General features: G+C 51.1%; 8 protein-coding genes and 1 tRNA gene. All 9 read right to left on the bottom strand.

Features of this window, described 5'->3' with window-relative positions:
• Nucleotides 1-820: 820 nt before the first annotated feature.
• The 9 genes from Q0482_RS06755 to Q0482_RS06715 all read right to left on the bottom strand — a co-directional run bounded on the left by Q0482_RS06755 (nt 821) and on the right by Q0482_RS06715 (nt 11,723).
• Complete coding sequence (locus Q0482_RS06755) at nt 821-2,032, bottom strand: malic enzyme-like NAD(P)-binding protein (protein ID WP_299144914.1); 1,212 nt, start codon at nt 2,030-2,032, stop codon at nt 821-823.
• 29 nt (nt 2,033-2,061) lie between these two features.
• Nucleotides 2,062-2,829, bottom strand: a complete 768-nt coding sequence (speD, locus tag Q0482_RS06750; RefSeq protein WP_291057705.1) for an adenosylmethionine decarboxylase — start codon at nt 2,827-2,829, stop codon at nt 2,062-2,064.
• 141 nt (nt 2,830-2,970) lie between these two features.
• Entirely contained in the window at nt 2,971-3,564 is a 594-nt protein-coding gene (locus tag Q0482_RS06745; RefSeq protein WP_299144912.1) for an XTP/dITP diphosphatase, read from the bottom strand.
• Nucleotides 3,565-3,573: 9 nt separating this feature from the next.
• Nucleotides 3,574-5,058, bottom strand: a complete 1,485-nt coding sequence (locus tag Q0482_RS06740) for a hypothetical protein (protein ID WP_299144910.1) — start codon at nt 5,056-5,058, stop codon at nt 3,574-3,576.
• A gap of 657 nt (nt 5,059-5,715) precedes the next feature.
• Nucleotides 5,716-6,315: a GDSL-type esterase/lipase family protein gene (locus Q0482_RS06735; protein WP_299144908.1), complete on the bottom strand. Its 600-nt coding sequence runs from the start codon at nt 6,313-6,315 to the stop codon at nt 5,716-5,718.
• Nucleotides 6,316-6,583: 268 nt separating this feature from the next.
• Nucleotides 6,584-9,721: a multidrug efflux RND transporter permease subunit gene (locus Q0482_RS06730; protein ID WP_299144906.1), complete on the bottom strand. Its 3,138-nt coding sequence runs from the start codon at nt 9,719-9,721 to the stop codon at nt 6,584-6,586.
• A gap of 9 nt (nt 9,722-9,730) precedes the next feature.
• Nucleotides 9,731-10,918, bottom strand: a complete 1,188-nt coding sequence (locus Q0482_RS06725) for an efflux RND transporter periplasmic adaptor subunit (RefSeq protein ID WP_299144904.1) — start codon at nt 10,916-10,918, stop codon at nt 9,731-9,733.
• Between the two features lie 160 nt (nt 10,919-11,078).
• A complete protein-coding gene (locus Q0482_RS06720) occupies nt 11,079-11,552 on the bottom strand; it encodes a YhcH/YjgK/YiaL family protein (protein WP_299144902.1) in 474 nt (157 codons plus the stop codon).
• A 94-nt stretch (nt 11,553-11,646) separates the two neighbouring features.
• A tRNA-Val gene (locus Q0482_RS06715) sits at nt 11,647-11,723 on the bottom strand.
• Nucleotides 11,724-11,865: the final 142 nt, after the last annotated feature.

Below are 11,865 nucleotides of genomic sequence, written 5' to 3'. Positions count from 1 at the left end.
GGAGGATAGCAGGCCTTTCGCAGAAAGGCCGAGGCCCCAAAGGGGCCTAATGTGACTCTTCCGTGAAATGCCGCCTTTCGGCGACGCCTTTGCACAGCAAAGACCTATCCTCAGGGCTCCGCCCAGCTCCTTCCAGTGGAAGGAGCCTGCGTTACGGGATTTTCTTTCTGCTGCATAAATCGTGCTAAACATTCTGCTGAATTGGCCACCTCCGGTGGCCACCCCCTATCCGGCTGCGCCGGACTCCCTCCACGGGAAAGCGTCTCACTTGGTTCTCAGGTCGCTTTGCTCCCCTACGAACCAAGTTCGCTTGCCACCCTATTCAGGGGGGTAGAATATGGCCCCTCTATGTTTTCCCGCAGAGTCAAGTAGCACAAATGCACAGCACCCATAGTACCCCCCGCCTGCGGGGGAAAGGTGATGGCGCAGCCACCAAAGGGGGTGCCGCTTTTCCATCGCCCGCCAGGGCGGTTGTGAAGGTTTTATCATAATGGCGCCCCCATATTCCCAAAAGGCGCCCACCACCACCCTCTGAATCCTTTGCACCTTTTGCACCCTCTGAACCCTCACGCCCAAAGGGCGTGTTCCTAACTCCGCCCCCGCCGCGTCAGCGGCCACAACCCTTGGCACCGAGGGCCGTCAGGCCCGATGGATGCCATACGCCCCTCTGCGGCCAAAGGCGGCAGGCCCCTTCGGGAATAGCGAACCCGATTCCAACCCCAATCCCACCGCAGGCGGCTCCCCAATCCCCTAAAATTCAAAAAAACTCCCCCACAGAGTTTCCACTCTGCAGGGGAGTTCATTTCTTCACATGATCCGATCAGTCTTTGTACTGCTGGGGAAGTTCGGTAACTCTTGCTACGCCGGAAGCAATGGCTGCTTTAGCAACTGCCTTTGCCACTTCATGGGGTACTCTTTCGTCGAATACATCTACCACTACGTGATCCGGATCCAGGGTGCACTTGGTGGCCAAGTCTGCCAGGGCGTGAGCAGCTGCCAGTTTCATTTCTTCGTTGATCTGGCGGGCTCTTACGTCCAGGGCGCCGCGGAAGAGGCCCGGGAATACGGAGGAGTTGTTTACCTGGTTATGCATGTCGCTTCTGCCGGAGCCATAGATGAATACGCCCTTTTCTTTAGCTTCTTCTTCCATGATTTCCGGTACCGGGTTTGCCATGGCAAATACGATGCTCTTGTCGGCCATGGTCTTGATGGCGTCGCAGTTGAATACACCGGGAGCGGAGCAGCCGATGAGTACGTCTGCGCCTTTGACGGCGTCGGCGAAGGTGCCCTGTTTGTTTTCGGGGTTGGTCTTCTTAATCAGTTCCATCTGTACGCGGTCCCGTTTGCCATTGTCATAGAGGATGCCTTTGGAGTTGAGGATAGTCATGTTTTCCGGTTTTACGCCGTCTTCCAGAAGGAGGCGGGCAATGGCGGTGCCTGCTGCACCGGCGCCGTTCATGACGACCTTGATTTCATCGATTTTCTTGCCGGTGACTTTGAGGGCGCCCAGAAGAGCTGCCAGGGCAGCGATGGCAGTGCCGTGCTGGTCATCATGGAATACGGGGATGTTCATGATTTTCTTCAGTTCGTCTTCAATATCGTAGCATTTCGGGGAGGAAATATCTTCCAGGTTGATGCCGGCGAAGTTCTTTTCCAGAAGTTTTACGGTGTGGATGAATTCATCCTTATCCTTGGTGTCAAGGACGATGGGGATAGCATCAATGTTGCCGAATCTCTTGTAGAGGGCGGATTTGCCTTCCATAACCGGCATGGCAGCTGCAGCGCCGATGTCGCCCAGGCCCAGAACGCGGGTGCCGTCGGAAATAACGGCAACTACGTTGCCTCTCCAGGTCATTTCCAGGGACAGGTCTTCATCCTTTTTGATTTCCAGGCAGGGAGCGGAAACGCCGGGGGTGTATACGATGGCCAGGTCATGGCCGTCTTTCATGTCCGCATTGAGGGCGGTTTTAATCATCTGGTGCTTTTCTTTACGAAGAGCAATGGCTTCTTTCTTCAGTTCTGCAGTATCCATTCTTTTCCTCCTTGTGATAAAGAATACAATCAGTCTTTAATGGCAGGCATGTTCCTGCCATTGAATATTTCATACATTTCCTGTTTCAGCAGGCGGCGGATTCTCTTCTGTTCCCTAGGACTCAGATCCTTTTCGGTCATATCGAAAAGGTAGTTGTCCAGTTTGAAATCGTGGAGAATCATTTTGGTATGGAAAATATTTTCCTGATATACATTGACGTCGATCATGTCATAGGCATGCCGGAGTTCCGGCGCCATGTAGTTCTGGATGGAATTGATCCGGTGGTCAATGAATATTTTCTTTCCATTCACATCACGGGTAAACCCTCTGACGCGGTAGTCTGTAATGACGATATCCGCCTCGAAAGAACGGAGCAGAAAATTCAGTGCTTTCAGCGGAGAAATCTGTCCGCAGGTGGATACGTCAATATCCGCCCGGAATGTACAGATGCCGTCCTGGGGATGCATTTCCGGATAGGTATGGACGGTGATATGGCTTTTGTCCAGATGGGCTACCACATCCTGTTTTTCCACTTCCTCTTCCGCAATGAGCATGGTCACGCTGGCGCCCTGGGGATCATAATCCTGCTGGGCGATATTCAGTACCTGGGCGCCGATGGTGTCGGCCACTTTCTGGAGAATGCCGGTGAGCCTCTCCGCACTGTACTGCTCGTCAATATAGGCGATATACTTTTTTCTCTCTTCTTCCGTGCTGGCATAGCATACATCATACATGTTGAAGCTGAGAGTTTTCGTCAGGTTGTTGAAACCGTAAAGCTTAAGCTTACTCCTTTTCATGAAGTAAACTGACACCTCCCTGTGTTCCCTTTGATGGAACATTCAAATTATAACATAAGGTTACATATTTTTAAATAGGCTGGTAACAGGTATACCTTTTAAGTATTAATAAGTATAGACTCCATGACTTTTGGTCACCTGTTACATTTTTGCATTTTCCAGCTTATCCAGAAGCGCCCTTAAAGCCCTCCCCCGGTGGCTGATTTTATTCTTTTCCTCCATCGGAAGTTCCGCCATGGTCTTCCCATAGGAGGGCAGGTAGAAGAGAGGATCATAGCCGAATCCTCCTTTTCCCTGGTAGAAATCGCGGATAATCCCTTCGCAGGTGCCTTCCGCCGTCATTTCCTTCCCGTCAGGCCATGCCAGAGCCACTACACACACGTAGCGCCCTTTCCTATCTTCTCCCTTGTAAGGCTTAAGGTCTTCCACCAGTTTCCGGTTATTGGCCTCATCATCCCCGTGGACGCCGGCATAGCGGGCGGAATAAATGCCCGGCCTGTCTCCCAGGGCGTCGGCAATAATGCCGGAATCATCAGAAAGCACGGGATAATTCACAGCCTTCGCATAATATCGGGCTTTCAGAAGCGCATTTTCCTCAAAGGTAGTACCTGTTTCTTCCGGTTCCGGCACATCTGCTATTTCCGCCACCGGCACAGCGTCCCATCCGATTTCCGAAAATGCCTTCTGAAACTCCCTGATTTTCCCAGCATTGTGGGTTGCAAGTACGATTTTCATAAAAACCTCCTACAGGGCCGGATGACCCATCATCATGCCTACGGAACTTCTCTTCACCAGACGCCAGTTCTTTTCCGCTTCTGCCAGACGAGAAACGGATTCCCTGGCTGCCCTGCTGATTTCATCTATTTTTTCTCTGTCCGATACAGGAAGGGGCATACGGAGAAGGCGGGACAGGGTAAAGGCATAATCCTCTCCGTTCCTCATGGTTTCCAGAAACAGATGACCCACCGGCCCGTCCAGGAAAAGTTTCAGATACCAGGGAGTATAGAAACCGGAACTCCGAAGGCCGAAGACCCCTTCTCCTGCCACATATTCCTCCCCTTCTGATACCGGGAAGAAATGAATCTCTCCTTTGTATAAGGAAAGAGCCAAATCCCCTCCTTTAAGAAGGACCCCCTCTTTTTCCTCATCCCACACCGCCGCTGTCAATTCTTCCGTCCGGATTTCTGAATCCGTAAGAGCGGAAGGTGTTAAAATCACATGACGGCCGGCCGGAAGGATTTCCTTCTCTACGCCCTGGAATTCCTCTCCCAGAGGATGCTCCATCTGAAGGATATTTCCTGCCAGAATGGCCTGGAGAGCAGGCACAGCATTGTAGGCATACACATCACAATTCCATTCATCCGCTTCTTTGAAGGAGGAAACGGGAAGTTTCATCTGATTCTTGAAAGAACACTTTCCATCGGTGAACCCCATATTTCCGATGGAAACCTGGCCAGCCTTCTTTTCAAAACCAAGGAAAGCATATTCCCTCTCCCCTACAGCCAGATCGTAATAGCCGGAAAGGCGGCCGCTCTGCAGGATATCATTTCTCACACCTTCCATGGAGCCGGAAGACCTGGTAAAGGATTCATAAGGAACCACCCAATCCATCTGCCCTTCCTCCGAAAGAAGGGGCAGGAGCAGCTTCTCCTCTTCCCCAGACTCTCCCCAATGGAAAATGTAATCATACCGCACCTCATCCTCAGCAAGTTCCCCGGTCAAGAGAAAACGGCAGCGGGGAAACAGGAGCTGCAGTCTTTTCTTCCAGACGGGACTTTTTACAACAAAAGCCAGACGCTTGTCCGACAGATGGTCCCACAGCCTTGCAGCATAGGGGAGGTAGGACTCCGCGCCGGAAAAAAGAACCGTCTTCCCGGATTGAGCCGCCCGCTCTTCCCCATAAGCTACAAGCGCCTTCATTTCATCACCCAGAGGAGAAACATCCGGCGCAAATACCATGGGATCCACCCGAAGGGCCAGCGTATACACCCTTACATAAGTGTCCGCATCCCCTTCATACATTCCCAGCTTATCCGCCGTTTCCTTCATATTTTTATACAAATCTTCAATGGAAATGCCATACTGCTGGTTCGTAGGATTTAAAAAAAGAACATAATCCAGGTAACGTGCCCGCATGATCTCATCAAAAATGCGATCCGCCGGCACGCCATACCGGGCAAATGTCTCTGTAGCATCATGTATATCTTCCCTTGTCATGACCGGAATCATAATATCCTCCTGTTATGTAATGTAATCTCATAAGATATTATACGACATGGGCCATGAAAAAGGCTACTCTTAAAAAGGGCCGCGTTGCGGCCTTTTTAAGAGGGTTCCCTCCCCCATTTATTGTCCCACCGCTTGCAGGGAGAAGGTGGTGGCGCCAGCCACCAAAGGGGGGCGGGCCCTTCGGGCCCGAAGGTTGTGTAGGAAGGTTCTTAAGTTTGACCGGCCTTTGGCCGGAGGGTTCTCAGGTTTGACAGCCGCTTCGCGGCTGAGGGTTGTGGATTGCCCCACAGGGGAAACGACTCACTGGATTTTCAGTCGTCTGACGACTCCCTACAGCACGGCTATCACCGACTCACAATAATTTGTGAGTCGCTTTGCTCCTGCAAATTATGTTCGCTGGTGTAACTCCAGTTCGCTGTGCACCGCCTACGGCGGCAATGATTATAAAGTCAGTGTTACGGGATTTGCATTGTGTCACTATGACTCCACGTCATTTCGAGCGGTGGTACAAGCCGGCATGATTCCATAAGTTCATGGAGCCAGTGAAAGGTCGTCGAGAAATCTCCCTGCAGAAAGCTGCTTGTCGATTGGTCAGCCGACTAAAAGGAAGACTCTTATTGGACCGGCTGCGGTCGAAATGATGATATGAGGCCTACATCATTTCCCATTTCCCCCGCTCCACATTTTCACCGCAAGAAGGGCCATCTTTTCATAGCCTTCTCTATTGGGATGAATACCGTCGGTGTACCATTTTTCTTCAGGCGGGAACGCTTTGGTGAAATCCATAACCCGTATCCCCAGGTTTTTGGCCAGGGCACGGAGAAATTTCTGGTACTCCAGCAGGTCTCTCCTGTTTCTTTTAAAAGAGCCCGCCTCCTGCCAGCCCGTTTCCACACTCATTTCCGTGAAAAGCGGCGGAATGCCAAGGGTAAGAGGTATCCTTCCTGCCAGAGCAGAGAGCTTCTTATCCACCATGTTTTCCAGTACCACAAGGCGGATACCGAAGAGGATATCATTAGTGCCGCCCATGAAGAAAAAGCCCTCGCCCTTTCTGACCCTGCCGGAAGCGGCGGACAGGCTGTCCAAAATATCGCTGCACAGACTTCCGCATACGCCGTGATTGTAAAGAGAAATCCCCTTCAGCCCCTGATTTGCCAGTGCCACCCACCCCTGCCCGGGCAGTACGCCATAGCCTTCGGTCAGGCTGTCACCGAAGCAGTGAATCATCGAAATGTTTCTGTTCCATAAAGCGCTCATGAATATCACCTCTGTCTTGATTGTAGCATATATGGAGCCCACGCGTGGCCCGGGTTCAATGGGTTCAGAGGGTCCTCCCCTTCCCATATTGTCGCTTGCAGGGGAAAGTGGTGCGTAAGTACCCAAAGGAGTAGACCCTTGAGTCCCGCAGGCTATGTTTAGATTCCCCTGTCTGATGTCTATCATCTACCATCTATCGTCTAATCTCTACCATCTATCCACCCCAAAATAAAAAAGCCTCCCGAAGGAGACTTTTTTATTTCATCCATTATTCATCAATGGTGACCGGTTTCTTAGGTTTTCTGAACCCGTGGATTCTTTCGATAACAATGAAGAGCATGGGTACAATGAAAATCTGGAAGAAGGTGGCCGACAGCACACCGAAGACTACGGCGATACCCATTTCAGAACGGGAGTTGGAGCCGGCGCCGGTGGAGAGGGCCAGCGGTACGTTGCCCAGAATGAAGGCCAGGGAGGTCATGAGAATCGGGCGGAGTCGGATCTGGGAGGCTTCGATGGAAGCTTTCACCACTTCCATACCGCTGTCTACACGGACCTTGGCGTATTCGACGATCAGGATGGCGTTCTTTGCGGCCAGACCGATGATGGTCAGAAGACCGATCTGGAAATAAATGTCGTTATACACGTTGAAGGCAAAGGCACCGAGGCAGGCGCCGAAGAAGCCTGTGGGGATACCAAGGATGACGGAGAACGGGATTTTCCAGCTTTCGTAGAGAGCTGCCTGTGACAGGAATACGAAGAGCATACCCAGAGCCAGTGCGTAAACTGTCTTGCCGCTGGCTTCCCGTTCCTGGGCGGAGGATTCGGCGAAGGCATATCCGTAGCCGTTTGGCAGGGTTTCCTTTGCTACTTCTTCCAGTGCATTCAGAGCCTGGCCGGAGGAGTATCCGTCAGCCTGGTTGCCGCCGATCTTAACGGCAGGGAAGTTGTTGTAGCGGGTAATGACTGCAATAGCATTGGACTTCTTAGGTGTAATGAAATTGGAAATTGGCACCATGTTGCCCTTGTTGTCCTTCACCATGAGGAACTTGTTGTCGTTAGGACTCATGCGGTACTGGGTATCTGCCTGGGCCACGACTTTGAAGTTACGTCCGTAAATGGTGAAATCGTTAATCTGTACAGAGCCGTAGTAGGCCTGCAGGGCGGTGAAGATATCACCTACGTTGACGCCGTTTCTGGCAGCCTTTTCTCTGTCGATATCGTAGTTATAGGACGGGGTATCCATACGGAAGGTGGTGTAGGCCATCTGTATTTCCGGGCGCTGGTTGGCAGCTGCCAGGAATTTGCCGATCACAGCCTGCATGTTTTCGTTGGAGTCGCCGCTCTTGTTCTGGATGTAGAGGGTGAAGCCGCCGGAGTTGCCGAGACCCGGAATAGGAGCAGGGTTAAGAGCCATAAGGGTGACGCCGGGATGGGTAGCATTGAAGGCAAAGGCCTTTGCCATGACAGCGGGAAGCTGTTTGTCCTTTGTCTTACGTTCATCCCAGGGCTTCAGCTTAACGAAGGAAAGACCTGCGTTAGGCTTCTGGCCGCCGGAAAGAATATCCATGCCTACTACGCCCTGGGTCACTTCTACTGCCGGATCCTCGCCGATATATTTCAGGAATTCAGTGAGGTACTGGGCGGTTCTGACGTTCACAGAACCTTCAGGCAGGGAAATGGCATTCAGGAAGAAGCCGTTATCTTCCTGCGGAATGAAGGCCGTAGGCAGTTTCACAAACATGAAAGTAGCCGCAACGAAAAGGACAAAGAGCACGCCCAGCGGTACATAAATGGCATGGGCCAGTTTCTGGAGAATCATGCCGTAGATTTCAATCATACGGTCAAAGCCGTCATTGAAGCGGTCCCACATACGGTCGATTCTTCCCTTATCCGCTTTCTTCTTAGCCGGTTTCAGAAGGCCGGCGCAGAGGGCCGGTGTCAGGGAAAGGGCGGTGAAGGCGGAAAGAATGACGGAAACCGCAATAGTCAGTGCAAACTGCTTGTACAGGATACCCATAATGCCGCCAAGGAAGGCAACCGGTACGAATACGGCAGCCAGTACCACGGCTACGCCGATAACCGGGCTCTGCACCTTCTGCATGGCTGCTACGGTGGCTTCCTTCGGGTTCATGTTGTTGTAGCGCATTTCATATTCCACCGCTTCGATAACTACGATGGCATCATCTACAACCAGCCCGATGGCAAGAACCATGGCGAAGAGGGTAAGGGTATTAATGGTAAAGCCCAGAATTTCAAAGGAAGCAAAGGTACCCAGAAGGGATACGGGCACCGCAATCATTGGAATGAGGGTAGATCTCCAGTTCTGCAGGAAGATATACACAATGATAGCTACGATGATGAGGGCTTCCACAAAGGTATGAAGCACTTCCTTGATAGATGCGTAGATGAAATCGGTGTTATCCATGTTGATAACGTACTTCATATCATCCGGGAAGGATTTGGCGTCTTCCGCCAGCTTGGCCTTGATGGCACCGATGGTTTCCACTGCATTGGCATCATCGGTCAGGGAGAAGGCCACAGCAGAGGTTTCATAGTTGCCTGCTCTGGAAATAAAGTTATAGTCCTTCGCATCCAGCTCTGTACGGGCCACATCCTTCAAACGGAGAAGGCTGCCGTCGCTGTTGGTGCGAAGCACGATGTTGCCGAATTCTTCAGCAGTCACCAGACGGCCTTTGGCGGTGATGACATACTGGAAGGGCTGGTCCATGGAAACAGGAGGCGCGCCGATATTGCCGGCGGCAATCTGCCTGTTCTGGTTGGTAACCGCGGAAATCACTTCGGAAGCGGTGATATTGTTCTGCGCCATCTTGGTGGGGTCCATCCAGATACGCATGGCAAAGTCGGAACCGAATTCCTGCACCGTACCTACACCCTTGATGGATTTCAGTTCATCAAGGTAGTTCATACTGAAATAGTTTTTCAGGAAATTCTTGTCGTAGGTGCCGTTAGGAGAATAGAAGCTCACCACCAGGGCCATATCACCGGAAGATTTTCTGGTGGTAACGCCGATATTTCTAACCGTATCCGGCAGGCCTGCATCAGAAGCGGTAACACCGTTCTGTACACGGACAGTAGCCAGGTCGGAGTCCGTGCCCATGGCAAACTGTACTGTTAAGGAATAGGAACCGTTGGAGTTACTGTTGGAGTTCATGCTGTCGAACCCTTCCACCCCTACAACGTTCTTTTCTATGACTTCCGCCACCGTCTGGGCAACGACTTCCGCATCAGCGCCGGGATAGGTAGCCCTTACGGAAACCTGGGGCGGCGTAATCCGGGGATAGCGGTCCACCGGCAGGGAGAAAATTGCCAGAAACCCTGCAATGGAAACCACCAGCGCCACAACGATAGCAAAGATAGGACGCTTGATAAAGAAATTAGCCATAGGTCCTCCTTACTGCTTTGCAGCAGTGCCGCTCTGGCCTTTGACGGAATCTCTGGCATCCTGTTCCAGTTTGTCCTTCGTCGTTTCCTCCGGAGCCACAGCCTGTCCTACCTGTACCTTGTTCTGGCCGTCCACAACGATAACGTCATTTTCATCGAGGCCGCTTTCAATAATGGTGTAGATACCGTAGGTGCCGCCCACTTTGACAGACTTCTGGGCAATCTTGCCATCTACCACCACGTCTACAATATCCTTATTCAGGAGCTGTACCAGTGCTTTGGTGGGAATGAGAAGAGACCCTTTGGCGATTTCATTATCCGAAACCACGGAAGCATACATGCCGGGCACCAGGAGGTTGTCAGGATTCGGGAAGGCCGCCTTCATGGAAAGCTGCCCGCCGTTCATGTTCGGGTTCACCTGCACGATTTTACCGGTGTGGTCGTAGATGGAGCCGTCGGACAGACGGATTTTCAGGTTATCCCCCAGTCCCGCCGTACCGTTTCCATCATGGCTCTTGTTCAAAGCCAGGTATTCATTTTCCGACATATCAAACTGTACGTAAATAGGATCGGAAGAAGAAATGGTGACAAGGGATGTGGTGCCGGCCGTAGCAAAGGTGCCAATATTCACATCATCCATGGAAAGTTTGCCATTGAAAGGAGCCGTCACGACGGTATCCCCCAGGTTAGTAGAAGCGATATCCACCTGTGCCTGGGCTGCCTCCATGGCACCCTTATAGGCTTCCGCTGCCGCCTTCTGGTTATCATATACCTTCTGGGAAATAGCGCCGGATGCAATGAGCTGGTCATAGCGGGCCAGATCAGTGGCTGCATTTTCATAATTGGCAGCAGCCTGGGCAGCCTGGGCCTGGGCATTAGCCAGCTGGGAACTGTAATTCCTTGTATCCAGCCGATAAAGGGGCTGTCCCTGGGTTACCTGTTCACCACCGGAAATATACTTCTCCATAACAGTGCCGGACACCTTGGAGCGGACCGGTACTTCCTGCAGCGCCATAATAGAGCCTGTATACTCTCTCATAATCGGCGTATCAGACTTGAACGGCTTAAATGTGGAAACCTTGATAGCCTGCTTCTGTCCCGCCGCCTGCTGGGAAGAGCCGCAGCCGCCAAGGAAGACTCCGCCAGACAAAAGAAGCCCTGCTGCCATGACTGCGGCAGCCAATTTTCTATATTTCATACATAACCCCCTTGAAAAGATGGTGGAGCAGTTTTGGGCAAATTAAAACTATCCTGCTCTTTTGAATTGTTCTTATGATAGCAGATTATTGACCAATAGTCAATCGAAAGAACATGTTTACCGAAGATAAGTTTAGGCCGATAAAGAGAAAATCACGTTTTTACCGAACCTTTTCTACCGGAACTTTCATGACAGCCTTTCTGAGAATTTCCTTTCCCTTTCTCCCCTCGCAGAGAGGCCGGTGCAGATCCTCCGGGAAAAACACCGCAAACCTTCCTTCTGTGAAATAGACCTTCGATTCCTTTTCCCTCATGGACTCAAAGAAATATAAATCCCTGTCTTTATAGGATTCCAAAGTTTTGGGAGAATCAAAAAGGGACTCTACCCCTATCCATTCTTCCTCCCCCTTGATTTCATACTGGATGTCAATAAATTTCTTATGTCCCTCCAGCTTCCTGTCTTCCTCCGGCTCCGTAGCAGGAGACTCTACGGACATGGTGCAGCCGCAAAGCTCATATTTCCCGTCAGGAACAGCAGTAAAATCAAAATCCCTGATGACCGAAAGGCACTTACGAATAAAAGGCGGAAGCTGCTTTTCATAAGCTTCCAGATGATGAATATCTCCGGTAATCATAATATCCTCCTTGATTTCTACATTGGTTAGCCAACTTATTATACCACGAACTCTCCTTTTCAGGGCATGAAAAAACCCGCTATCAGCGGGTTTATGGTGGGACTATCTGGGTTCGAACCGGAGACCTCTTCGATGTGAGCGAAGCGCTCTGACCAACTGAGCTATAGCCCCATGACGAAAGTTATTATAGCACAGAAAAAATGATTTGTTAAGCCTTTTCATCATTTTATAGTAAACGACATAAATAGCTTTACTTTAAAATAACGCTTGCATATGTTATACTCTAAATGGAGGAATAGCGTATGAATAAGCG

It is taken from the genome of uncultured Dialister sp. (assembly GCF_937959425.1).
Lineage (GTDB): Bacteria > Bacillota > Negativicutes > Veillonellales > Dialisteraceae > Dialister.
The sequence above is the reverse complement of the archived record's forward strand: the minus strand, read 5'-3'. Positions and strand labels throughout refer to the sequence as shown.

Excerpts from the sequence above, each read along its gene's own strand:
- Q0482_RS06755 (WP_299144914.1), bottom strand. The coding sequence starts at position 2,032 with ATGGATACTGCAGAACTGAAGAAAGAAGCCATTGCTCTTCGTAAAGAA.
- speD (WP_291057705.1), bottom strand. The coding sequence starts at position 2,829 with ATGAAAAGGAGTAAGCTTAAGCTTTACGGTTTCAACAACCTGACGAAA.
- Q0482_RS06745 (WP_299144912.1), bottom strand. The coding sequence starts at position 3,564 with ATGAAAATCGTACTTGCAACCCACAATGCTGGGAAAATCAGGGAGTTT.
- Q0482_RS06740 (WP_299144910.1), bottom strand. The coding sequence starts at position 5,058 with ATGATTCCGGTCATGACAAGGGAAGATATACATGATGCTACAGAGACA.
- Q0482_RS06735 (WP_299144908.1), bottom strand. The coding sequence starts at position 6,315 with ATGAGCGCTTTATGGAACAGAAACATTTCGATGATTCACTGCTTCGGT.
- Q0482_RS06730 (WP_299144906.1), bottom strand. The coding sequence starts at position 9,721 with ATGGCTAATTTCTTTATCAAGCGTCCTATCTTTGCTATCGTTGTGGCG.
- Q0482_RS06725 (WP_299144904.1), bottom strand. The coding sequence starts at position 10,918 with ATGAAATATAGAAAATTGGCTGCCGCAGTCATGGCAGCAGGGCTTCTT.
- Q0482_RS06720 (WP_299144902.1), bottom strand. The coding sequence starts at position 11,552 with ATGATTACCGGAGATATTCATCATCTGGAAGCTTATGAAAAGCAGCTT.